The following is a 25,128-nucleotide window of genomic DNA, read 5'->3' on the forward strand; positions in this document are numbered from 1 at the left end:
AAAGAGGAGAGATGAATTATTTTGAGCGAACAACGAGCTTCACACTATAAACTGATGACCCCTGATGGAGGGTAACCGTATACGTGCCTGGAACAGAAAGTGGAGCTATAGATTGAATGATTTCTTCAGAGTAATCCACAGGAATGGATTGGTGAATCTTACCATTCATATCTGACACTGTCATGCGTAGAGATTCCGAAGAAGGCATATTCCTCACTTCTAGAGTGGACGATTGGCCCGTCTGGACTGGATCGGGATAGACTCGAATATCCAACTCCTCCAATCCGATTGAAGAACGATTAGAAGTTGATTGGATTCTCACAATCTCAGAGCTAATCATTTCACCATCTGCGTCCAAAACAGATACCACATATTGTCCTTCTCGCAAGAATCGACGAGCATGGGTGCCACTAATGTGTTCTGATATCAAAGTGCCATCACTCATGGACTGAGTTTCCAAAACCCATTCTCGATCACCAATCAACTCTGTTACGACATTCAAATCTCCGCTTTCTGGATATGTAAATATCTCAAGACAGTCTGAGTTCTGTGAGTTGGTGAAAAAATAATGTCGATAATCGGTCAATTCCGAGAGTGGAATCTTGTATAAGAAATCTGACCCCTCATAACTATCGATGGGCAGATATAGATTCCAATACCCATCAGATAAAAACAAAGAGTCACGCTTATCAACTTCGGATGAAGGAACCTTTAGCAGTAGGTATTCGGCCTGTGATTGCCAATTCTGAAGTTGAAATTTCCAATTATGTAGAATGTGTGACTCTGCGGAAGGAATTGGACAATGAATAGCGTTGGCTCCTTTCGATTTTTTCTCTGAAAAGATGATAAAGGATTCATCTGCTATTTCAACTGTTGGCATCTGCCCAATGGAATCAAAATGATCAAGAGCCACCATTACCGATGCCCCTTGAGTAGTGACGGTCTGAGACTGATAGAAAGACTGATCATCTGAGCGTCCTAGTCCAATAACTCTATTTCTATAAAGCCTATCTACCCTAGTATTCCAATACGTGTACTCATCTGGACGGAAATAATCTTGATACTCTGTTTCCGAATTATCTGTTATGGTAACCGAGTATTTCAACGCCAAGTAGGTATGTACCTTGCGCATTTCATCGCGATTGAGTCGTCCGGGAAACACAATAAACTCAGCAAGTGAAAACAAGGAAGTATCCCCTACTTGAATCTCTGAAAAACCTCTATGAGCAAACCTGCGAGATCTTTGAATTTCAAGCGACATTATCACTGGCACGTCTTCTTTGAAGTCAATTTCAGAGAAACTAACACCGTGTGCTACGCCTTCATCGCTTATCGCCACATCACCCAGCCTTAGAAACTGAGCTCCACGCTCGGTGTTAAAGCTTGGTTTTAACACCAAAAACAACGTCGAAGCCCCCGTGAGATGTAGCTGTTCGACATCTATTCGATTTTCAAAATTTAACAGATTGAATGTGTAGTAATTACCTACCGTTTTTGACAAATCCGACTCTGAATACCAAAGACTTGAGCCTTGAACTCCCCCAGGAGCTTGTTGAGAATAGACACCTAATGAAACAGATAAGAAAGCAATACATCCCCACACCCGGTACGTGCGGTAAAATCCATGCGAAAGAGAGACCATGGTTGAAAGAGTTAGGTTTTAGAGAGAATATGGAGTGGAATTTAAAAATAAAAGATGGATGAAAATGTTAAAATTGTAATTTCTATTCGAAATGTAGCAGGTTTACTCTTCTGTGAGCTAAATGCTCCTTAGTTTAGACTAACATATTCTTCAACATCTGAAACATGAAATCTCTCATCTCTTTCATTCTGCTTTCGCTTTCAATCTCAACGTTGGCACAAACCACATTGACTGTCACCAACCTAAATGACTCAGGACCGGGATCTCTTCGTCAGCAGATCTTCAACAGCAATGCTGGGGATACCGTACAATTTGACCCAGCTCTTTTGGCCAATGGCAGTGATACCTTACACTTACTTTACACCATCAGCCTAACTCACGGACTAACCATTAAGGGAGGGAATGTCAATTTAGACACACTTTACATAAGCGGTGGTGATTCTGTACAGTTGTTTTACATCGATAAGAGCACAAACCCCGGAGGAGTTTTTTACTTTGATAACCTGGCGCTCATTAACGGCAAAAGCCTATTAGAAGGAGGGGCTATTTACTGTACCGATGCGGACTCACTCATCCTTAATAATTGTGTTTTTAGAAACAATACCAGTGGCATAAACTACGGAGGTGGTGCAGTCCTCGTTAGATATGGCTATTGTGAAGTTGTCAACAACAAATTTGAAATCAATACCGCTTACAACCGAGGTGGTGGCATTCGATCCGTTTTTAATGACAGCATTTATTTAGAAGATTGTACTTTCAAGAATAACATCGCCAATGAAGGAGGGGGCGTTTTTATCGTAGGATCACCATTTCATCTAAAGGCTTGTACTTTCTCCAGAGACTCCGCTTTATCGTATGAAGGAGGCGGAATCTCCATTCAAGGTTCAGATTTTGGACGATTGGACGATTGCAACTTTATACAGAATTACACAACTTCACAGGGAGGCGGCTTGGCCTCCTACTATAGTGATAGTATCGTCATCAACAGATGTTACTTTGAATCAAACATTGCAAATTCTGCAGCAGGAGCTGTAATGTTTACCGGGACTAAGACAGACTTATCTTACTCCACATTTTCAAATAACCAAGCAGACTATGGAGGAGCACTCTATCTCATTAACGGAGGCATGCTTAATCTTTATACCTGCACATTCTCAAACAACATTGCACGTACGGAATCAAATGACGTAAGGGGAACAGGCATTAATTACAATATAGATAAGTGCACCTTTATCAATACCCGCAACACTAGACGACTCTTTCAAGCTCCCGGAAGCGGAATGAACATCACCAGTTCTGTTTTTCACTATCGAAACTCCAGCTTCGTTGGAGGCTGGTCAAACATTACCTCTGGCGGTAACAATGTCTTTTCTAAAAGTGTCCCGTTTAGCATTGCCTCAGATGTTGACAATCTCTCGGGTATTTCATTGCTGTTTGAACCGCTATCCGCTAGTCAGAACATGCCACCTGTTCGACTTCCTAAAGACTCTACAAACTACATCTTGAATGCGGGCAACCCCACAGATTTCTCAGACGCACAAAACGGCCCCATCTATGGACGTAGAGATATAGGTGCCGCCGAACGACCTGTCATTTCGTATGACACCACTTCTGCGTGTACTCCCGTAAACTGGTGGGGAAACACCTATAGCACCGCTGGCACGTATACAGATACGGCCTTTAATTCCAATTCCATTGACTCTGTGGGGGTCTTGATCCTAATGCGTCAAGATACTTCGGTGTATGATTTAAATGGGACCTTGTATGCCAGTGAACAGGATACCAATACTACCTACCAATGGGTGGATTGTACTAACAACTACGCCATCATTACAGGCGCTACAAGTCGAGGTTTTATTCCACCTGCCAATGGTTCCTACGCTGTAATTCTCACCAATCAAAATTGTGTGGATACCTCCTCTTGTATCAGCTACAATCGATTTAGCATTTCCGAAAGAAGTTCAACTGAAGATTGGTTGACGTTCTATCCTAACCCATCATCAGGAACTATTCACTATTCATTCACCGGCAATGCACCGACACAAGTAGAGGTACTTGATCTAAGCGGGCGCAATATCACGACGTTTGAACTTGATGGAGAATCAACTCTTCACCTCACTAATCTTGTGAGTGGAACGTACCTACTCCGCTGGATAAGCAATGATGGCAACGTACAAGTAGATAGGATTTGTGTGGGGTTTTAGGGGTTTCAGATGTTTAAGGGGTTTATGACGAGAGGCACTTCCCCTTTATCCGCCACCGCAAGATGTATTCGGAGTTGCGTGACGAAAGCACAATGATATACTTTCCCTTTCAAAGAAAAGATCGCGAGGAGGCCATGACACTGAAAAACGAATCTCTCCTCGAGAAAGGATACGAGGTGATTAACTCTTTACATTGAACCACGCGAAAGGATTCGCGCGGTAGTTCGGGGTCATCCGTCATCCATCACCCGACACCCGACACCCGTCACCCACCATCCCCATACCGAAAACAAAAAACCACTCCCGGGTGAGAAGTGGTTTCTGTTGGATGGCATTCGTCCTTGGACTTCTGCTCATTGGTGGAAAGTTGCCGCGAATAGTCTCCTCGATTTTCAGAGCACGACAAGTACGGTTCGCGACATTAGGTCAGCACCTCAATACTGTACATTATGCAATGATAGCACAGCGAAGCACTACGTTAAACGTCCTGCCAAGTTGGTGAGAATTAATTACAATTGCAACGAATAGTGTGCAATCCTTCACGACACCGAGGCCTCGTAAGTAATTTTGACTTCGGCGGTGCTTGAGTTAGCGCTGCTTTTGATTGGAAGGGTGCCGATAGAAAGTGTCAATCACGACGATGACTGCCGTGAAGCCCCAAACCGGCGCGGCTGCCTTGTCCATGTCCAAGAAGTTGTTCAGGAATCCATGAGTAAAGTAGGTAACCAATCCCAACATGGCCACGAGGGCTAAGTAGCCGAGTTCGTCGGACTTTGCCTTTCTATACGCCCTGATTCCATAAACCATCATGGTGGTTACAAGAACGAGTACAATTAGCAATCCAGGCCAACCTTGTTCGGCTAGCGGACCAATGTATTCACTATGCGCATTCCCCATATTCCCTGCATTCGTAGAGATAATGGTCTTTTCATATGGCTTCTGAAAAGGTGCATATTCAAACATGTATACTCCTGGTCCCCAACCCGTATGTGGGCGTTCATTAAACATCCTAAAGGCGGATGTCCATCGATTAATTCGCTCGAGATTGGATGCATCTGTGGAGACGTTAGTCATGGATTGAACGTGCTCTCCTAAATCGTCCGAACTCACTTGATCGTTCTTCGATAACTTCTGAAATATCTGGTCGCTATACCCATATACCATCCCCAAAGCGACAAACGCCGTAACGAGCAAAGCGTTAAAATTGACGCGGTATTTTACTAGCAAATACACAATACCGGCAGCAACGATACTCAACCACGCAGCACGTGTAAACGATAAGATGATGGCCGCAGTCAAAATCATTAACAATAGGAATGCAACAGCGCGAATCCAGAGGATGTTCTTCTTTAAAACGAAGTACAGCGACACGGGAAAATACATAGCCAAGACAGCTCCATACGATGTGTGTTCTTTGAAGACAGGCCACATTACCCAAACCGAAGATTCCTTGCTAAATCCATGAGCTGCGTGCTGCGACATGGTGTACAATCCAGCTATACAAAGCGGAATGAGAAACAGCCAATAGAACCAATTGATTTTCCTTTCATCTTTGAAAATCTGCGACATCAAGTAGAAGTACGGCACGATGAACCAAATGCGCGCAATGAGATACTTGATGGACACATCGGGTCTTTCACTTAGAATGGTGGTAATCCCCATCCAAATAAGCGAGAGGCCAATGGTAATGGCAATGGGATGACGAAGCACTTTCAAATCTACCTTCCCACTCTGTATAAAGCGAAAGAGAAGTAAGCCGGTAATCCCAGCTAAAATAGGCTCCGTTGGCAAACTGAGTCCAACGTTGAAATTCTTATCTGTAAGGGTTACCGAAAGCGGCGTAGCGAAAATGACAAACAGCATCAAGATGTCGAGTTTCAGCAATGCAGCTGCAACAACGATCAAACCAAATGGAATAGCCATCAGAGCAAAATTCTCCGTTACTATTGCAATGGCATTCAGGAGGATGACTAATATGCCTCCCCCGTAAATCAGTAGCTGTTCCCGTTTTCCGTTCACGACTGTGCTTTGCGAACGTCTTTGTAAGCTGTAATAGATAGAATGACAATCATGGTTGCCACAAAGGTGCCAATCATTGAAATCAACACGATTAGAGAGCGAATCGGATATGTCTTCTTCTCGGCAGGTGTCGCGCTATTCACTTTAAAGGTAGATGGAAGGTTTTGATGGTAATCCACCTTCGCCTGATCGAGCTTGGTCTTCACCTTGATTTCTTCTTCCTTAAGCAACTCGAGCTCATCTCGCATATCTACATAACGACCTCCGTATTTTGCCAAGGTATCCATCTGATTTTTAAGCTCCTTAACACGAGAATCATTCGGACCTCTTTCCACAATCGCTATCGCCAACTGTTCTGAATAAACCGCCGCTTGAGACTCGTAATCATGCACCCCGCGGAGACGCAAATCTTTCAATCCATTCTCGAGAGACTTTGCCTCACCCTTGATCTGGTCGTAGGCATTCTGAACAATACTCAAACCAATGCGAGAGCGTTCACGCTGAATTCTTCTCTTTACACGATCGAGAAGACCGCTGATATCATTGGCGATATCTGCCGCTGTCTGCGGATCTTCATCCAAAACAGAAATTTCCACAGACATGTATTCTGTTCTTCTGAAATCAACATTGTCAGAGAAAGTCTCACGAAGCTCCGTCATTTTGTACGGACTCTCTTGGTCAATCTCATAGTGCTCCATCAAGTTGTACATCTCTACAATGGAATCGCGAATCTCATCCGAGTTGAGAATTTGGAGCAACTGTTCCGCTTCTTCCTCTGCACCGAACTCAAGAATATCCTCGTCGGCATAACCTGTTTGAGGAAGGAGTGCCTTAGAGACGGAGTTAGTGGTAGATGGGTAAAGAATTACGCTCGACTGATACTTTGGAGCGATGAAGGTAGGTGCCGATAATATAGCAGCAATGACACCTGCAACAAGCGGCAAAATCAGCAAAGGCTTTCTCCATTTGTACAAGAAAGCAATCAGGTTGGTAGATTGATAATCCATAGTTGTTCTCCCTCAATTATTTTTTCCAGCGATCCAATGAAAGTCCACTAAGGCCTTCCAAACGCTGTATGTCATTCAGATAGTATTCTCTCCATCGATCTTCATCAATTTGAATAGACGCTTGGTGGTCTGTCAAATTTGATTTCAATCGGTTTTTCATTTTCTCCGGCAGCAAACGCATAGTTCCTCGCACTAAACCAGAGGACCTCAAAGCCGCATTCAATCGAGGGAATTTGGGAATTCCGCCCGAATTTTCGTGGACTTTGGATTCGAGCGCAAATATCGAAACATTCAAAAAAGAACAGAGCTCATTCCATACTTTTTGCTGATCCTCAACTAAATCCTCAAATTGAATAATGTGAATCTGATGCCTTGGGAAGTTGGCATACCATCTTTCCAATTGCTCACCGTACTTGCCCAACTCCAAAAAAAGTTCGCTCACTCCCCAGCCTTTCACCTTTCGTCCATGATCGGCTTCGATCTCAGCATCCGTAGCCGCCTTGATGAAACCACCTTGCAAGGCCATTTTCAAATGCGACTTCAATCGATCAACAGGGTTTCGCACGCACACAATGATGGATGCATCTGGATAAGCAGTCTTTACCTTCTCTGCCGCTACCTCACTGTACAGGTAACTCGTGCTACTCTCCCCTAAAAATCTAACACTCTTAGGTGCTTCTTCAAACAAGGCATCATACTGATGAGGATTGCGCACAAAATCCAGATGAACCGGAGTTAACGGTCTTTGGGAGAAGTACTCTTCTAAGTCTCTCGTGTTGTTCTCGCGGTAAAATGTGTTGAAATCTTCAACTCGAATATCAGTGGAGAAGTAATTCGGCTCTTTGATCGGACTCATGTAAATCTCTGGATGAGATCGCAACATCTGATCTACCGTTGTGGTACCACACTTCGCTGCTCCAATAATAAAAAGTCGTTTCACCGTCATTTGGGTCTCCATCTCCAAGGAATGGGTAAAGATATGATGTTAAAATATCGATACACCTTGTAACCGGCAACTAAGTTCCAAATCACCATAGAAATAGTGGTTGCAACCGCCGCTCCAGTAATCCCCATGGAAGGAATAGCAATGAAGTTCAGCAAGAGGTTCAGTCCAGCGGTCCACAACATTATTTGTTGGGTATCCTTTTCATAACCCGACATATTCAGGGTATTCATCACCGGACCACAGAGTGCATTGACAACTTGACCAATGGCTAGAATGCGAAGGGATGTAGCTCCATCCGCAAAACTTTCACCAACAGCCGTTTCCAATACCCATTCTGGAAAGAAGAAAAACACCACAAATACAGGAAAACTCAAGGTTAGGTTCAACCAAGAAATTTGATGAATGATTGCGCGGAGTCCACCCACATTCTTTTGGGTTGAAAATCCGCTAATCATAGGCGCGGCTATACTGTTGATGGCAAATTGAGCAAAGGTGATGAGCGTTGCCATCTTAAAGGCAAAGCGATACACCCCCAAACTCTCATCGCTCATATACGCACCTACCATCAAGGTATCAGTCCAACTCATCACCAAATACACGGACCCAGATACAAACATGGGAAAGGCTGTCTTGAGAACCTGCTTGAAATCAATCTTTTCTGAATCTGTCCCATTCAAATCGCGCTTGTGCGAACGGAGTAGCATCACAAAACTGACTAGCGTTAATATCACAATAGCCCCCGCATAGGCCTGAACAGCAGTAAGTCCTGTAACCGTTTCGTTCTCCATTAAAAGCCAGAGGAACAAAACCGACAACAACATGATGGTGCCATTCTGCAGAAGGCTGTAATCCCCCATTCGCTTGAGACCTCGTAAAGCCTCTGCATTCAATTGAAGCAATGCAAATACCGGTGTGAGATATCCCACCCACTCAAAACACTGAGTGAGTAAAACCACGTCTTGTTCGTCAGAAAACCACAGAGCAACGGTATCAGCAAAATAAACAAAGAGCAATCCGAGCAATGTGCTTAGCGCCAAAACGGCCAATGCGGAAATTCCGTAAATACGACGAATCTGACCGAATTTCTGTTCAATATGAAAACTCGAGATGTATTTGACAATGGCACTCTCCAGCCCTAAACGAGAAAGAACTGCAACGATCATAATCGCAGTAGTAGCCAACTCAAATACACCATAGCCACTAGGACCTGCCCATTTGGAAATCAATATGGCAAAGACGTACCCTCCAAGTGCACCTAGGATTTTAAACATCAGGACTAATCCCGATCCTTTCAGTAATTCAATAAGTCGACCATCCTCTCGCATACGCGAAAGACGACGATGCACTTTGTCAATCATGGCTGCAAAAGTACGGATAGAGGTGAAACGATGGAAGATAGGTGATGTTTTTGCAATCCTCAACCCGAAGATGGAAGGCTAAAGCCTGAAGACTCCCCTTCCTTCTATCTTTTGCTACATTTGAACAATGAAGATTGCTGTAAACACCAGATGGCTGCTGAAGGATCGACTTGAGGGAATGGGTTGGTTTACACACTCTCTGCTAAAACGCATAGTTGAGAGTCACCCTGAGCACGAGTTTCACTTCATCTTTGACCGCAAAGCGGATGAATCTTTCCGATATGGAGAGAACGTAAAATTCCACCGCGTTTCTCCTCCTGCACGACATCCCCTACTATGGAAAATATGGAATCACACTACGGTTCCCATGAGGTTGAGAAGAATCAAACCGGACGTTTATTTTTCTCCCGATGGAATGGCAGCACTGAACTGGAAAGGGCCACAGTTGCTGGCGGTTCACGATTTGAATTTTGAGCATCATCCCGAATGGATGCCAACCAAAGTGGCAACCTTCTACCAAAAATACATGGTGCAATATGCACGCATGGCTGATCGGATTGTCTGTGTAAGTGAGCACACCCTTGAAGATGCTGCTCGGACATGGGGACTATCCAAATCGAAGCTAGATGTGGTTTACAATGCTCCACAGGCGAAGTTTCACCCTATGACTGAGGCAAAGCCAGACCTTCCTTTTGATCACCTCAACTATTTCGTTTGTGTAGGCGCCCTAAATCCAAGAAAGAACCTTGCACTTGCAGCCAGAGCATTTACCAAATACAAGCTTCAAGGCGGCCGTGGAGAGTTGGTGTTTGTGGGTTCAACCATGTTTGAAGACGAAGAACTCAACCGAGTATTGGATGAATCGCCTTATACCAACTACATGCATTTCATCGGTAGAAAGCACGGAGATGAACTAAATGCAATCTTGTCTCGATCTACAGCTCTCCTCTTCCCCAGCTTCTTTGAAGGTTTTGGCATTCCCATCGTAGAAGCTATGGCCGCTGGAACACCTGTTATCTGTTCCAATGTTTCATGCATGCCTGAAATAGCGGGTGATGCAGCCATTCAGCTTTCTCCATATGAAGTGGAAGATTGGGTTGCCGCTATGAATCAATTGGAAGAGGAAGCGGAACGAAAAAAATGGGTTGAACTCGGACTAAAGCGCGCGGATGACTTTTCATGGGATCAGTCAGCCGAACGACTGTGGGACAATATTCTAAAAACAGCAAATGGGCCTACTTCCTAATATCCTTGCAGGTCGACTTGAAGCTGGTTGCGACGAAGTGGGACGTGGCTGCCTAGCCGGGCCTGTTGTTGCGGCAGCTGTTATCCTGCCAGACGATGTGGATCTACCTCATCTCAACGATTCCAAAAAACTCACGGAGAAGAAGCGTGACGAATTGCGAACCCTCATTATGGAGAAGGCTACTGCTTGGGCCATTGGTCAGTGTTCCCATGAAGAAATAGATGAGATAAACATCCTTCGAGCTTCCTTTGAGGCCATGCACAGAGCGCTCGCCCAGTTGAAGAGTGAACCGGAGTATATTTTGGTTGATGGAAACAAGTTTGTTCCCTATCGTGAGATCCCTCATGAATGTGTGATAAAAGGAGATGGCAAGTATTTATCCATCGCTGCTGCATCCATTCTGGCTAAAACCGAACGAGACCGCATTATGCGCGAAGCCCACGAAAAGTATCCCCATTACCGTTGGGATAAAAATGTGGGCTACCCCACAGTGGAGCACCGCAACGGCATCCGCCAACACGGACCAAGTCCCATTCATAGAAAGAGTTTTAAATTACTACCGGATCAGTTTTAGGCTAGGCTCTAGGCTTTAGTCAAACTTCTGCGAAGCAACCGCCACAGCCCCTGCGAAGCAACCTGCCTCAGCCCTTGCGAAGCAACCTGCCTCAGCCCTTGCGAAGCCTTTTTTATCTTACTTTTGACGGAAAATTCGCATCTATATGAGCACCAAAATCTACGTACGAAGTCTACTTGTATTCTTCTCACTATCAATGTGCTTTGGGCTTGTATCGTGCGACTTCAGCAAGAATGAAGTCAGCGATGCAGTAGATGCCCTTCCGCTGAGAAGTTCCATCATTTTCAAGGTGAACGACTTGGAAGAACTCACCTACGATATTCAGCAAAATGCGATTTACAAGGAACTAGACACTCTTCCCCTTTTTGGAGAATTTCGCGAATGGATTAGCTCTTTTCCTATTCCACAGAAACAACAAACACTATGGATTGCAGCACACGCCTCTGGTGCTGATGCCTACGACCTTCTTTTGGCGAAAACATCAGAGGGTGAAACTTCACTTCCATCCAATCTCAATTGGACGAAGAGGACCTATGACAACACCGACATTTACTCTGCAACTCGCGACGAGTACTCTTGGCACGCGGCCTCTTTCAAAGGAGTGGATTTATTAAGCAGAAGTCCACGTCTTATTGAAGAAGCCATACGTCAATTGAACTCGAAGTATTCGCTTAGCAGTAATTCTGATTTTGTGACTGCACTCCAGATTACCAATAAGAGAGATGCACTTAATATTTTGGTGAACTACGGCGAAATTGGCGGATTGCTCGAAACTTCATTCCCACATGCCCCATTGAACTTTATTGACAATCTGGGAACATGGGCAGCCTACGACTTATCATTGAACGTGGATAACTGGATGCTCTCTGGTGTAAACTTCAACCCCGATAGTGCCAACAGTTGGTTGAGTTGTTTTGATGGAAATAGTCCGGGTTCTTTCGAAGCCTCCAAATTACTTCCCAACAATACAGCTCAAGCCGTTATGGTCAGCATGAGTTACTCTCAAAGATACTTTGCGAAATACCGCGAGTATTTGCGAAGAGATGATCGCTTGCGCCTTTTTGAACCTCAAATTTCTGAACTTGGTTTTGACATCAACGAAGTCCTTTACTCTTGGGGTGGGGATGAATTCGGATTGATCAGTCTAGAGACATCTCCAGATGCAATAGCCCAACCTCGCGTAGCTTACGTTCACGCGGAGGATGTAGAATTAGCGGAAGAAATGTTGAAAATTCAAGCCGACGAAAATTTCATTGAAAATCACCGTGGGTATTTGATTCACAAATCGGTTCCGAAAAACCTCCTGCTACTCGGCTATGGTCGAATTTTCAAGGATATGATTTCTCCTTACTACACCTTCCACAATGATTATGTCATCTTTGGCAACAACCTGCTTACCCTAAAAGGGGTTATCAACGACTTGATGGATGGAAGAACCTTAACGGGGCAGGCTACCTTCAACGAGGTCATGAATGAAATTCCAGGAAAGGGACACTTGAGAGTGGTGTACAAAAACCCAGGAGCTCTTGGACTTCTTCGTCGTTTGGTGGATGATGAAGCTAAGGAGCAAATTGACGACAACTTTGAGGGATTATCTCGAATTGCTTGGGCTGCTCTGCAATACAAAGTAGACGGCGATGTGAGTTACTCCAATATTTACGCACGTCACGAAGAGGAATACGTGGCCGAAGCCAAACAACTTTGGGCCGTTCAATTGTCGGGAGAAGTTGTTGGTCAACCTCAGCTCGTTCTGAATCATTACACTCAAAAGAATGAAGTGGTTGTTCAGGATGAAAACCATCAATTCTACCTCATAGACCACAGTGGAAAGGTCTTGTGGAAAAGAGAATTAGACGGTCCAATAAAGGGCAAAGTGAGTCAAGTTGACCTCTTCCGAAATGGCAAACTTCAACTGGCTTTCAACACCGAAAAGTTCATTTACATTGTAGATAGAAACGGGCATGATGTCGCTCCGTTCCCAGTGGCACTTCCTGAAAACGCCACCGCACCAATGGCGGTATTTGACTACGACAGGGCGCGCAATTACCGCTTCGTTATTCCGTGTGGCAAACGTGTATTGAACTACGACAAAGAAGGTAAACAAGTAGATGGATGGGTATTTGAACCTACAGAATCTCCTGTCCTTCGTCAGCCGCAACACTTCACAGTAGGCACTCGCGATTTCATCGTTATTCGAGAAAAAAGTGGCGTGGTACACCTCGTTTCTCGAAGAGGAGAAACACGTATCCCAATGGAAGACCGCTTGCCAGACACACACAACGACCTGTACTTATCCGTGGGTAAAACAACCGATGAAACTCGTTTGATCACCTTCAGTGAAGGAGGACAATTGGTGAGTCTCTTCATGAATGGAACCGTGGATAGCACCGAGATCGATATGGAATCCAATCCAGGTGATTTTGTATTCCGTGACAATCGATACGTGATTACACAAAGTGGAAAACTCACGGTAAAAGACGAGCTCCATCCATTCCAAGTGGACCTCGATGAAGATCTTTCCGAACCACTTTACTTTGTGCGCAATGATGCTCCAATATATGGAGTGGTTATCCCCGATCTAGATCAGGTATGGTTGTACGGCCAAAGTGGTGATCCATTGCCAGGACTTCCACTTTATGGCTCGTCGTTCTTTACCGTTGGAGAATTTGGTCAGAGAGGTGTATTGAACCTCATTGTGGGTACTGGTGATGGAAACTTGCTGAACTACAAGCTGGAGTAAATCAAGCTTTTTGAGCTCGGACTAAGAAACTGCCAAACCCATCTTTGTGAAGCACTTCCATTTTCCATCCTAAGTCGGAGAGTTTGCTAAGAAGGGATTGCTCATCGGCAAACAACCATGGGAAAGAGACTTCGGTAGATCCGTAGCGCATCACGTAGGTCTGTTCACCGTAGTACGGCTCTAATTCAAGCGGATTAGAACCTGCCGGAAAATCGTAGATATAAGCGATGTCTGTCGATTCAAAAATTACTTGCCCACCTGGCTCTAACCAACGCTCCCATTGATCGGTGAAATCTTTCAATCCTTCTAGAGTGCCTGCTAAACCGATGCCATTCATGAGGAGAAGAATGGTTTGGAATCCAGATTCTGTAAAATCTTCCCACCTATCAGCGCGCGCATCTTTCACACCTCTGGCTTTCATCACGCGAACGGCACCTTCCGACGAATCTATCGCCACTACACTGTGACCTTTTGCCTGTAACTCCAATGCATGTGCTCCGGCACCCGCTCCCATATCCAGAACCTTCCCCTTGCAATACTCTAGAGCGATACTCTCCATTTCAGGGAACTCATCGGCCCTTCTGAAGAAATGAGAAACGGGAAGATCTTCCCAATCTACCGCCTGTGTTCGCACGCGGAGCTTTTGCAAGCCAAGGCCTGTATGATAATCGAGCATCGCTCGGCCAAAAAGATCCTCTTCGCTCATACTAATCTCTATATCCTTGTAGCGTCAAGACCTCACCTACTTTAGGCTCTTCTCCTGGCAACATGTGGTTTCGTTTGTACAGCTTGTCCAGTCTAATTCCGAACTTCTGTGAAATTGAATGCATCGTTTCACCTTCTTGAACGCGGTGCTTCTCTACCGAACCTCTTCTATACTTGCGCTCAAGGTAGATAATCATCCCCTCTTCCAACTTCGTATCCCACTTCAGATCGTTGTAGTCCAAGAGTCGATCGATGGTAACATCCACCTCCATCGACAGGCGGTTCCAATCATCATTTGCCTTGACCACAACGTATTCCAACCCCGATTCATGAACGAGTACAACGTGTCCTGAGGAAGCGATGACATCCCCATCTGGAGTGTATTCCATCTTGTCGTACTTGTACAACTCGTAATCTTCAATAATCCCAATCAACAACTCTGGGTAACGGCGATTGGTGGCATATCCACAGTCTTTGAGTCCTTCAGCCCAGGCTTCATAATCGTATGGATCTAATCGGAAAAGTCGCTCGTATCTACTGCGTTCCTTCAAGAACAAACTGTGATCGCGAAACGAGGCCTCAGCATGATCATAGACACGGAAACACTCGTCATCTTCATCATCATCCTTATACATTCTTCTGCCATTCCAATCTGAATGACATTTGATTCCGAAGTGATTATTTCCCTCCCTTGCCAAATCACTCGTACCGTCGCCCGACTCTAAAATTCCTTGGGCCAGAGTGATACTAGCAGGAATGCCGTACATCTGCATTTCACGAATGGCGATGTTCTTATACTTCTCAATATAGGCTTCGCGAAGTTCCAAACGACTCTGAGCCGACACCACCGTTGAGAACAAAACAAGGGTTCCCAATATCCAATTCTTCATCATGTGCGCAAACTACTATGTTTGGGAGGGAAACGGCACAGCAGCACAGCTATTTTATAAACGATGGAAAGTTGATAGCCTCAAACGTTCGCAGGAGCATTTAGACTCCCATCATTCCATACTTCAAAATCATTTCGAGTTGGTACCTTTGGGCACAAATTGCTATGAAGTGAAAAATCTCGATCCAGAAGATTACTATCTCAGTCCGGAGGGCTTTATTGTCTTCACGGAGAAATATCATCTGAAAAGAGGTCACTGTTGTCAGAGTGGTTGCAAGCATTGCCCCTATGGCTTTGACAAACGAACCGGAACATTTCGAAAAAAATAACCCATGGATACTGCGAGAAAATTGTCCTTCGCCGAAGAAATTGAACTCGGAATCCCTCATGATTACTTACCGGAACTCCCTGCATATGACCCGGAAGTTAATCATGCTCCTGTTCGAAAGGAGATCTTAACCGACCTAGAAAAGAAGCTCGCATTAAAGAATGCGCTTCGCTATTTTCCTGAAAAATTTCACGCGCAACTCGCTCCAGAGTTTGCAGAAGAATTGAAGAAATACGGTCGTATTTATATGTACCGATATCGTCCGAGCTACGAAGTTAAAGCGCGTCCGATTTCTGAATACCCTGCAAAATCAAAGCAGGCTGCTGCCATTATGTTGATGATTCAAAACAACTTGGATCATGCCATAGCACAGCATCCTCACGAATTGATTACCTATGGCGGCAATGGCGCTGTGTTCCAAAACTGGGCACAATACCGCCTCACCATGCAGTACTTGTCGCAAATGACCGACGAGCAAACGCTACACATGTACAGCGGTCACCCGATGGGCCTCTTCCCTTCACATCCAGGAGCTCCTCGTGTGATTGTGACCAATGGAATGATGATCCCAAATTATTCAAAACCGGATGATTGGGAGAAATTCAATGCCTTGGGCGTTACGCAATATGGTCAGATGACAGCTGGATCATACATGTACATTGGACCGCAAGGCATTGTGCATGGAACCACCATCACAGTGTTGAATGCCTGTAGAAAAATTGATACCGCTGGAACAACCGCCGGAAAACTGTTTGTCACTGCCGGATTGGGTGGTATGAGTGGTGCTCAACCCAAAGCAGGTAACATTGCTGGCGTTGTGAGCATCACAGCAGAGGTGAATCCGAAGGCCGCTTACAAGCGTCACGAGCAGGGCTGGGTAGACGAGGTGATTGAAGATGTGGATGCCGCTATTGATGCCGCTGAAGCACATCGTGCAAAAGGTGAAGCCCACAGCATTGCTTACCTCGGAAACATCGTTACGCTTTGGGAGCGCATGGTAGAGCGCAATATCAAGGTTGATTTGGGCTCCGACCAAACTTCTCTTCACAATCCATGGGCTGGAGGATACTATCCTGTAGACATGAGTTTGGAAGAAGCCAACGAAATGATGGCTCATCAACCTGAAGCATTCAAAGAGGCCATTCAAGCCACTTTGAGAAGACATGCTGCAGCCGTGAATGCCCTTACCGCAAAGGGAATGTACTTCTTCGATTACGGGAACGCGTTCTTACTAGAGGCATCACGCGCAGGCGCAGACATTATGGCTGAAAACGGCATCGACTTCAAGTACCCTAGTTATGTTCAAGACATCATGGGTCCCATGTGTTTCGATTACGGATTTGGTCCTTTCCGTTGGGTTTGTGCCAGCGGAAAACCTGAAGATTTGGAGAAAACCGACCGCATTGCTGAAAGGGTGCTAAGTGAAATCATGGAACGATCTCCAAAAGAAATTCAGCAGCAAATGGCCGACAATATTCGTTGGATTCAACAAGCGGGGCCGAACAAAATGGTGGTGGGCTCTCAAGCTCGTATTCTCTATGCCGATGCAGAAGGTAGAATTGCCATTGCACGTGCCTTTAATGAAGCAATTGCCAAAGGAGAAATTGGTCCCGTTGTTTTGGGTAGAGATCATCACGATGTAAGTGGAACCGACTCACCGTATCGCGAAACCAGCAACATTTACGATGGCTCTAGCTTCACCGCAGACATGGCCACTCACAATGTGATTGGTGACAGCTTTAGAGGCGCCACCTGGGTTAGCATCCACAATGGTGGTGGCGTAGGTTGGGGTGAAGTGATCAATGGAGGATTTGGTATGTACCTCGATGGTAGCGAAGGAGCGAAAGATCGCCTAGAGCAAATGTTGCTTTACGATGTAAACAACGGCATTGCCCGCAGGTCATGGGCTCGAAACAGCGAAGCCATTTTTGCCATTAAAAGAGAAATGGAACGCACACCTCTATTGAAGGTAACATTGCCTAACTTGGCCTCCGATGACCTAATCAATCAACAATTTTAATTACCCTTGAAGGAAAAATTCAGTTTATGAAAAACGGAAACATCATTTTCCAAGTAGTTTTAGCCATTGCCGTAGTGGTTCTTTTTGCCCTTCACTTTACCGGTGGAGACGACACCTCGGCTAAACCAAGCGCTTCCTCTACCTCTACTGAAAGTGCCGCACCCAAAGGCAACATCGTATATGTGCGCATGGATTCATTGCTCAATAACTATCAGTTGCACACGCGCTACATGACCAGTCTTTCTGCCAAAGAACAACGTCTTCGCCAGGACTTGGCTAAACGGGAGGAGAACGTTTTGATTGAAAGACAAACGCTTCAACAAGCCGCTCCAAGCCTAACTCCCACTCAACTGCGCACTGCTCAAAACGAGTATCAGCGTATTGAACAAGCCTACTTGACGTATCAACAAACCAAGATGGCAGAGCTTCAGCTAGAGAATGATTCATTGATGAAAATTGTAAAAGACGACATCGACCAGAGCATTGCAGATTTGCAAACAGAAATGGGCTTTGATTACGTTTTGCAATACCAGGGAACCCTACTTTATGGTGATTCTCTTGCGGATATTACCACTCAATTGGTACAGCGTTTGAATGCGAAAGACAACGCATCAACATCATCTGAAGAATGAAATCAGCAAAATTGAAAAGTTTAAAACGGTTAACTCGAATTCTCGGGTTATCCGTTTTTTTGTTTTTGGTAGCTTGTGAGGAAGACCCTATCAATGTGGACGATCGCACCCAATGGCTCGGAGCCTGGGTCTGCAATGAAACCTCTGGCGACTTTGCCCCACAGTCCTACACCATCACCGTATATGAAGGCGTACAGCTCGATGAAATCACCATCACCGGACTTCACAACGAAGGGACCTCATGGACCATCGACGCCAACGTGTACAACCGTCAATTGCAAATCCCTTCTCAAACCGTAGACGGGCTCACCATTAGCGGTAGCGGTAGCATTAATAGCACTGGCGAACAGGTCAACATGACTTTCACCTTTAACGATGGAACAGGCGCCGACAATGTAGTGGCATATTGGACGAGGTGATATTCGCCCTAGGTCTCCAACGATGTCCGACAATTAGAAAATCGTAACCAACGGTTTGCCTTTGCGCAGCTACTGCCGTATCAACTAACAAAAAATCCCCCACAGCATTTGCCATGGGGGATTTTCTATTCTTGCACCGAGCACTCGTACTTAGTACCAGTACTCCATACTGTCTTATTCATTCGCCAAGAAACGAGAGATAACAATCTTTTGGATCTCTGAAGTTCCTTCGTAAATCTGAGTAATCTTCGCATCGCGCATGAGACGCTCTACGTGGTACTCTTTTACGTAACCGTAACCACCGTGAATTTGAACGGCCTCAACTGAAGCCCACATTGCAGTTTCTGAAGCGAAAAGCTTAGCCATAGCGCTTTCTTTATCAAAAGGCTGACCTTGGTCTTTCAACCAAGCTGCTTTCAATACAAGGTGGCGAGCTGCTTCTACTTTCGTAGCCATTTCAGCCAACTTGAAAGCAACACCTTGGTGCTCGATAATCGGCTTACCAAAAGCAACACGCTCTTTAGCGTACTTGGTAGCCAACTCCAATGAACCACTAGCAATACCCAAAGCTTGTGCAGCAATACCAATACGGCCACCGCTCAATACCTTCATGGCGAATTTGAATCCAAATCCTTCTTCTCCTAGACGGTTTTCTTTTGGAACCTTCACGTCGGTGAACATCAAAGAGTGAGTGTCGCTACCGCGGATACCCAATTTCTCTTCTTTCTTACCTACTTGGAAACCTTCCATCTCGCGCTCAACAATAAGGCAGTTGATGCCTTTGTGACCTTTCTCAACATCAGTCTGAGCCATTACTAGGTAGATAGATGCAGAGTTACCATTGGTAATCCAGTTCTTCGTACCGTTCAATACGTAATGATCTCCCTTATCTACAGCTGTAGTGCGCTGTGACGTAGCGTCAGATCCTGCTTCTGGTTCAGAAAGACAGAATGCGCCAATCACTTCTCCTGAAGCCAATGGCTTTAGGTATTTCTCTTTTTGCTCTTCGGTACCAAATTTCTCAAGGCCCCAACAAACCAAAGAGTTGTTCACCGACATCACTACAGAAGCAGATGCGTCAATTTTAGATAACTCTTCCATGGCCAATACATAGCTCACAGTATCCATACCTGCGCCATTGTATTTAGGATCCACCATCATTCCCAAGAAGCCTAGTTCGCCCATCTTCTTGATTTGCTCGGCAGGGAATTTTTCGTGGGTGTCGCGTTCAATTACACCTGGCAACAACTCTGTTTGTGCAAAGTCGCGAGCCGTGTCGCGAATCATCTTATGTTCTTCTGATAGTTCAAAGTGCATATCGCTAGTTTTTGAGCCTTGATAATTCGAAGTCGGAATAAAATAACTTCGATTTCTACCTAAAATCTGACTAAACCGATTTTAACGGTTGCAAATGTAGGGTTTTACGTCCATTTTTGACGGGTGAAAAACAGTCTATTCCAGCAGAACAATGGTTCATGGACCGTAACCGGAACCATGTCGGGCACCTCATTAGATGGCCTCGATCTCTGTACGTCCACATTTCATTTGGAAGACGGCTCTTGGCGTTTCGAAATTCTAAAGGCAGAAACCATCCCTTATCCGCCAGAACTTCTTCAAAAAATAGAGAAAGCGTACACCATCTCATCACCGAATGAAGCGACTGAAATAGATGTTGTGCTGAGCACCTATATCGGAGAACAAGTGAGGAATCACATTTCCAACCTTGAAACGAAGGTAAATTTGCTTGGATCTCACGGACATACCGTACTTCATCAACCCGAGAAAGGCCTGACTTATCAAATTGGAAATCGACCCGAACTTCGAAGTGCCGCTGGCCTTCCTACAGTCTGTGATTTTAGGGTTGGAGATGTTGATCTTGGCGGACAAGGAGCTCCGCTCGTTCCCATCGGAGACGCTCTTCTCTTTTCAGAATACGACGTCTGTTTGAACCTCGGTGGATTTGCCAACTTATCCCTCGAGAGAGAGAACAGAAGAGTGGCTTGGGACATTTGCCCTGTAAATATTGGACTCAATCACTTCGCGGCTAAGATGGGATTGGAATACGACAAGAACGGTCACATCGCCGCCTCTAATGCCATGGATGGACCAACCTTCTATCATCTAAATCAACTTCCTTATTTCTCAGAAGATCCTCCAAAATCCTTAGGAAGAGAGTGGTTTGAGAATGCTATTCTTCCCAAACTTGACCAATTGAACCACGAGGCGTCTATCGCCACGCTGACAGGATTAGCGGCCTATCAAATTGCCAAAACCTTGCAGGAAGTAGACGCCCAAAACGTTTTATGCACGGGAGGCGGCGCGTATAACAAACACCTCATTAACATGGTAAAGCAATCCATTTCGGGCGAGCTTACCCTTCCAGAATCTACGGTCATTAATTACAAAGAGGCACTAATTTTCGGCTTCTTGGCACTTCTAAAAATGCGCGGTGAAACCAACGTATTAGCATCGGTTACCGGAGCGAGCAAAGACCACAGTTCAGGCGTGATTTACGCTTAATTGGTCACATGGAAGACAAATCCAACGCCATGGACGTTTTCAATCTCAAGATGCGTTTCGGCAAGCATCTTTCTCAATCGAGAGATAAACACATCTAAAGACCGACCGAGGAAATAATCGTCATCTCCCCAAACAGCGAGTAAGATTTCTTCTCGCTTCAGTGTCTTGTTGGCGTGTTTCCAAAGAAACTCCAACACCTCTGCCTCTCGAGCGGTGAGCTTTACGTCCTTATCAAAAAGTTGAATTCTAAATTCGGTGGGGCGAAACACCACATCTGAAGCCACATATTCTTCAATGGCTGTATTCACGGCACCCGACCGACGCAAAAAAACCTCAATCTTCAAGAGTAACTCTTCAATTCGAAACGGCTTCACCAAATAGTCATCCGCACCAATCCGCAGGGCCGTGATTCGATCTTCCACCAGTGTTCTTGCCGATAAAAAGATAATGGGTACTTCTCGATTGGCCTTCCGAATTCGTTCGGCTACTGTAAGCCCATCTATGCCTGGCAACATAATATCCAGAATGCACAGGTCAAAATGCGAAGCATTCACCTGACTCAAGGCCTCTTCCCCAGTTTCCACATGTACCACTTCATACCCTTTCAAACTCAAGTGATCGGAAGTTAGAAAGGCCAGTGTTTCATCATCCTCCAAATACAAAATGCGGATATCCGATTGTGCTCTCATGATTTTGGAATGATTATGTAAATGGCCGTTCCGCCTAAGTCGGAGTCTGCAACTTCTATTTTCCAACCGTGCGCCTTTACTACGTGACTTACATAGTAAAGACCAAGGCCAAAACCCTTCGCTTCTTCTCTGGTTGACGAGCGATAGAACTTGCCAAATACCCGTTTCCTCTCAGCCACGGGGATTCCCGTACCGTTGTCTTCTACGCGAATCACCGTGCCGTCCCTTCGAACTTCACATTGAATCCGCACCTCACCATTTCCGTACTTGGCTGCATTGTCAATTAAGTTGAAAAGGATATTCTTCAAATGGATGGGATCGGCCACCACTTCACCTGCTTTTCCCACCACATCAAACTGAACCTTTTGGTAGGATAATCGAAGCCCGTCTAATACCTCTTCGCAAAGACTAGTAAAGGACACCGACTCCATCTTCAGAGGGAGAGATCGAGCTTCAACTCTTGCCAACTCGAGGATACGCTCCACTTCTGAGTTCAAGCGATCACTGGAAGAAATGAGCGCTTTCGCGTACTTCAAGTTCCTATCGTCATTGATCACTTCTGGCTGTTCAATCAAGTAAGCAGAAGCCAATCGAATGGAAGAAAGCGGTGTTTTAAACTCGTGGGCCATGGCGTTGATAAAGTCGCGTTGCATGGAGGCATAACGATGTTGCCGACTAAATGCAAACACTGAGTAAACGTAGATGGCAAGAACCACAATGAGTAATACCGTAAGTAATATCCACTCACTTAAAGAAGACACCACAAACTTGGTTCGGCCTGGAAAACGAACTGCAAAATAGTACACATAGTCATCTAGTTTTGGGAAATACTCCGACTCACGTGGCTCTTCTCCACTTACAGAAACATAACTCCCATAGACCATTTCATTGTCGTAGCAATTGTAAATAGCATACTCAAAATCCAGATTAACCGCTCTTCTAGCCAGTTCAACTTCCAAGAAGTACTCGAGGAGAGAGGCGTCAATTTCCGCTTCGGTATTCACTGCGTAATAATCCGCAGAGATTCGTTTAACGGGGTTGTTTTGAGGAAGAGGTTGATCTCGGTACAACTGCTTGACCACTTCGAGCAAAGCAATATGAATGCTCTCGTCCAAGCGGTCTTGTTCATTCTCAAAAGTTTGATACAACCAATACGATTGCAAACCCAGAACCCCTGCTATAGCGAGGAACCCGATAACAACTACAATTTTAATACTCTTCGTATCCACGGTTCAAGGGTAGTAATTTGGCGACGTATTTCTCTCTTCCAAAAGAGGGTTAACAGGTCATTAACAAAGGTTCACAATTCGTTGTGCAAGGGGATGGATGAAGTTAATGAGCTTTGAATTCAAGAGCGATTTTGCTCCCAACTAAAATTCACTCATATGAATATTCTACAATCATCCCTCGTTAGCTTATCCCTTCTCATCGGTGCTCCGTTCTATTCGTCTAGCGATAGTGCCGCTTCTTTCAAATGGGAAAGTACCACAGTTGATCTCGGCGAGATCCCACACAACATTCCTGCCGAAATTCAATTCGAATTCACCAATGATGGTGAAGAACCTCTTATCATCAGTAATGTTCGACCAAGCTGTGGTTGCACGGTTGCCGATTTTCCGCGCACACCTATCGCCCCCGGTGAATCGGCTCTAATTAAGGCCGAATACAACGCCAAATCACTCGGTCAATTTCAGAAGAGCATCACTGTTCAATCCAATGCAGAGCAAGCCACTCAAGTCTTGACCTTTAAAGGTCGTGTGGTGGAGTAAAACCACTTCGCACTACAATTGAGCCCTCTGATGAAAATCGGAGGGCTTTTTCATTCCGTCCATCAAATATCAATTGAAACCAAAAAACAACATTCGTTTTAACTACAGAGCTTACCTTTGGGCGACTTTTAGAGAGTGTTAGACCTCTAATTCAACGGATATTCAGAAGCAATAAGAATATGAAAGATCGTCTCAAAGCATACGAGCAGAAACCAGCAGAAATTGTTTTTCACTGGCAAGATTCAGAAACAGAAGCACGTGGTTGGACCGTAATTAACAGCCTTCGCGGGGGTGCAGCCGGTGGCGGAACTCGCATGCGTGCTGGACTTACGGAACACGAAGTTCTATCTCTAGCCAAGACCATGGAAATCAAATTCACCGTTGCTGGTCCAGCTATTGGCGGTGCTAAGAGCGGTATCGATTTTGATCCAAACGATCCTCGCAAAGACGGTGTTCTTCGCCGTTGGTACAACGCGGTTCGTCCCCTTCTCAAAAACTACTACGGAACTGGCGGCGACCTCAACGTAGATCAAAAATCTGAGGTTATTCCCATCACTCGTGAATTGGGAATTCTTCACCCTCAAGAAGGTGTTCTTCAAGGACACTACAATCCATCTCCAGAAGACAAAGCGCTCAAAATTCGCCAACTTCAAGATGGAGTAAGTTTGATGGTTAAAGATGAAACCCTCACCCCAAACACCAATGGAGACGACAAAGTTGGCGATCTCATCACAGGCTATGGCGTGGCCGAAAGTGTTCGTCACTTCTATGAAATCTGGGGCGGCGACTTGAGCGACAAGCGTGTCATCATTCAAGGGTGGGGAGTGGTTGCAGCTCCGGCAGCATATTACCTATCTCAAGCAGGTGCTAAGATTGTCGGCATCATCGACAGAGTGGGCGGATTGGTAAAAGAAGAAGGCTTCACCTTTGAAGAAATCAAAGAACTTGTATTGGCCAAGACCGGAAACTTCTTGGTATCCGATAACATGATGTCGTTTGAAGAAGCGAATGAAAAAATTTGGAGCATTGGCGCTGAAGTATTCATTCCAGCTGCGGCTTCTAGATTGATCACTCGCGAACAACTCGACACAATGTCCGCCAATGGACTCGAAGTGATCAGCTCTGGGGCTAACGTTCCATTCGCCGATCGTGAAATCTTCTACGGTCCTATTGCTGAACATGCAGACAATAGCGTTGCTGTAATCCCTGACTTTATTTCAAACTGTGGAATGGCCCGTGTATTTGGCTACTTGATGCAAGACCATGCAGAAGTAACCGACGTTGCCATCTTCAAAGACACTAGCAACGTGATTCGCGAAGCCTTAGCCAAGGTACACGCAAAGAGCGATAAAAGAACGCATGTAACAGATACTGCGTACAGCATTGCACTAGATCAGCTCAACTAACCACACACAACTACT

Annotated in this window: 21 protein-coding genes; 11 read left to right on the plus strand and 10 right to left on the minus strand. The window is 45.2% G+C overall.

The features are described 5' to 3' along the window. Nucleotides 1–16: 16 nt before the first annotated feature. Entirely contained in the window at nt 17–1,642 is a 1,626-nt protein-coding gene (locus F8C82_RS09735) for a T9SS type A sorting domain-containing protein (RefSeq protein WP_151693399.1), read from the minus strand. 164 nt (nt 1,643–1,806) lie between these two features. Between F8C82_RS09735 and F8C82_RS09740 the strand changes: the two genes are divergently transcribed. Next, on the plus strand, nt 1,807–3,846 hold the full coding sequence (locus F8C82_RS09740; protein WP_151693400.1) for a T9SS type A sorting domain-containing protein: 2,040 nt from the start codon (nt 1,807–1,809) through the stop codon (nt 3,844–3,846). 588 nt (nt 3,847–4,434) lie between these two features. Here the strand turns inward: F8C82_RS09740 and F8C82_RS09745 are convergent. The 4 genes from F8C82_RS09745 to F8C82_RS09760 are packed head-to-tail and all read right to left on the minus strand — an operon-like array spanning nt 4,435 to nt 9,176. Next, nucleotides 4,435–5,865, minus strand: a complete 1,431-nt coding sequence (locus tag F8C82_RS09745; protein WP_151693401.1) for an O-antigen ligase family protein — start codon at nt 5,863–5,865, stop codon at nt 4,435–4,437. Further along, the gene (locus F8C82_RS09750) at nt 5,862–6,872 is read right to left on the minus strand and encodes a GumC domain-containing protein (RefSeq protein WP_151693402.1); all 1,011 of its coding nucleotides are present in this window, start codon (nt 6,870–6,872) and stop codon (nt 5,862–5,864) included. Before F8C82_RS09750 ends, F8C82_RS09745 begins: the two co-directional genes overlap by 4 nt. A gap of 16 nt (nt 6,873–6,888) precedes the next feature. Then, entirely contained in the window at nt 6,889–7,812 is a 924-nt protein-coding gene (locus F8C82_RS09755; protein ID WP_170266215.1) for a sulfotransferase family protein, read from the minus strand. A gap of 2 nt (nt 7,813–7,814) precedes the next feature. After that, a complete protein-coding gene (locus tag F8C82_RS09760) occupies nt 7,815–9,176 on the minus strand; it encodes a flippase (protein WP_151693404.1) in 1,362 nt (453 codons plus the stop codon). 127 nt (nt 9,177–9,303) lie between these two features. On the opposite strand from F8C82_RS09760, the gene F8C82_RS09765 reads away from it, so the two are divergent. The 3 genes from F8C82_RS09765 to F8C82_RS09775 all read left to right on the plus strand — a co-directional run bounded on the left by F8C82_RS09765 (nt 9,304) and on the right by F8C82_RS09775 (nt 13,736). Further along, nucleotides 9,304–10,422 carry a glycosyltransferase family 4 protein gene (locus tag F8C82_RS09765; RefSeq protein ID WP_151693405.1) on the plus strand — a complete coding sequence of 373 codons (1,119 nt, stop codon included), beginning with the start codon at nt 9,304–9,306 and terminating at the stop codon, nt 10,420–10,422. Then, nucleotides 10,406–10,996 (plus strand): ribonuclease HII, encoded by a 591-nt coding sequence (locus F8C82_RS09770; protein ID WP_151693406.1) that lies wholly within the window; start codon nt 10,406–10,408, stop codon nt 10,994–10,996. The genes F8C82_RS09765 and F8C82_RS09770 overlap by 17 nt, the downstream gene beginning before the upstream one ends. 145 nt (nt 10,997–11,141) lie before the next feature. After that, nucleotides 11,142–13,736, plus strand: a complete 2,595-nt coding sequence (locus F8C82_RS09775) for a hypothetical protein (protein WP_151693407.1) — start codon at nt 11,142–11,144, stop codon at nt 13,734–13,736. A gap of 1 nt (nt 13,737) precedes the next feature. On the opposite strand, the gene F8C82_RS09780 is transcribed toward F8C82_RS09775, so the two are convergent. Together F8C82_RS09780 and F8C82_RS09785 are read right to left on the minus strand one after the other, a co-directional pair. After that, nucleotides 13,738–14,442: a class I SAM-dependent methyltransferase gene (locus F8C82_RS09780; RefSeq protein ID WP_151693408.1), complete on the minus strand. Its 705-nt coding sequence runs from the start codon at nt 14,440–14,442 to the stop codon at nt 13,738–13,740. 1 nt (nt 14,443) lies between these two features. Then, nucleotides 14,444–15,334, minus strand: a complete 891-nt coding sequence (locus tag F8C82_RS09785; protein ID WP_151693409.1) for a glucosaminidase domain-containing protein — start codon at nt 15,332–15,334, stop codon at nt 14,444–14,446. Nucleotides 15,335–15,479: 145 nt separating this feature from the next. Between F8C82_RS09785 and F8C82_RS14900 the strand changes: the two genes are divergently transcribed. Genes F8C82_RS14900 through F8C82_RS09805 form a run of 4 tightly spaced genes read left to right on the plus strand, consistent with a single transcriptional unit; the run spans nt 15,480 to nt 18,729 of the window. Then, on the plus strand, nt 15,480–15,659 hold the full coding sequence (locus tag F8C82_RS14900; RefSeq protein ID WP_407675825.1) for a DUF5522 domain-containing protein: 180 nt from the start codon (nt 15,480–15,482) through the stop codon (nt 15,657–15,659). A 21-nt stretch (nt 15,660–15,680) separates the two neighbouring features. After that, on the plus strand, nt 15,681–17,678 hold the full coding sequence (locus F8C82_RS09795; RefSeq protein ID WP_151694076.1) for a urocanate hydratase: 1,998 nt from the start codon (nt 15,681–15,683) through the stop codon (nt 17,676–17,678). Between the two features lie 26 nt (nt 17,679–17,704). Beyond that, on the plus strand, nt 17,705–18,310 hold the full coding sequence (locus tag F8C82_RS09800) for an OmpH family outer membrane protein (protein WP_151693411.1): 606 nt from the start codon (nt 17,705–17,707) through the stop codon (nt 18,308–18,310). After that, nucleotides 18,307–18,729 (plus strand): hypothetical protein, encoded by a 423-nt coding sequence (locus F8C82_RS09805; RefSeq protein WP_151693412.1) that lies wholly within the window; start codon nt 18,307–18,309, stop codon nt 18,727–18,729. The genes F8C82_RS09800 and F8C82_RS09805 overlap by 4 nt, the downstream gene beginning before the upstream one ends. A 174-nt stretch (nt 18,730–18,903) precedes the next feature. On the opposite strand, the gene F8C82_RS09810 is transcribed toward F8C82_RS09805, so the two are convergent. After that, nucleotides 18,904–20,046: an acyl-CoA dehydrogenase gene (locus F8C82_RS09810; RefSeq protein ID WP_151693413.1), complete on the minus strand. Its 1,143-nt coding sequence runs from the start codon at nt 20,044–20,046 to the stop codon at nt 18,904–18,906. Between the two features lie 123 nt (nt 20,047–20,169). Between F8C82_RS09810 and F8C82_RS09815 the strand changes: the two genes are divergently transcribed. After that, a complete protein-coding gene (locus F8C82_RS09815) occupies nt 20,170–21,249 on the plus strand; it encodes an anhydro-N-acetylmuramic acid kinase (protein ID WP_223279533.1) in 1,080 nt (359 codons plus the stop codon). Here the strand turns inward: F8C82_RS09815 and F8C82_RS09820 are convergent. Then, nucleotides 21,246–21,938 (minus strand): response regulator transcription factor, encoded by a 693-nt coding sequence (locus tag F8C82_RS09820; RefSeq protein ID WP_151693414.1) that lies wholly within the window; start codon nt 21,936–21,938, stop codon nt 21,246–21,248. The two genes, F8C82_RS09815 and F8C82_RS09820, sit on opposite strands and share 4 nt — an antisense overlap. Continuing rightward, nucleotides 21,935–23,167 (minus strand): sensor histidine kinase, encoded by a 1,233-nt coding sequence (locus F8C82_RS09825; protein ID WP_151693415.1) that lies wholly within the window; start codon nt 23,165–23,167, stop codon nt 21,935–21,937. The genes F8C82_RS09820 and F8C82_RS09825 overlap by 4 nt, the downstream gene beginning before the upstream one ends. 156 nt (nt 23,168–23,323) lie before the next feature. Between F8C82_RS09825 and F8C82_RS09830 the strand changes: the two genes are divergently transcribed. Together F8C82_RS09830 and F8C82_RS09835 are read left to right on the plus strand one after the other, a co-directional pair. Beyond that, entirely contained in the window at nt 23,324–23,707 is a 384-nt protein-coding gene (locus F8C82_RS09830) for a DUF1573 domain-containing protein (protein ID WP_151693416.1), read from the plus strand. 179 nt (nt 23,708–23,886) lie between these two features. Beyond that, nucleotides 23,887–25,113 carry a Glu/Leu/Phe/Val dehydrogenase dimerization domain-containing protein gene (locus tag F8C82_RS09835; protein ID WP_151693417.1) on the plus strand — a complete coding sequence of 409 codons (1,227 nt, stop codon included), beginning with the start codon at nt 23,887–23,889 and terminating at the stop codon, nt 25,111–25,113. Nucleotides 25,114–25,128 lie beyond the last annotated feature (15 nt).

The sequence above is a fragment of the Phaeocystidibacter marisrubri genome (assembly GCF_008933165.1).
Classification (GTDB): domain Bacteria; phylum Bacteroidota; class Bacteroidia; order Flavobacteriales; family Schleiferiaceae; genus Phaeocystidibacter; species Phaeocystidibacter marisrubri.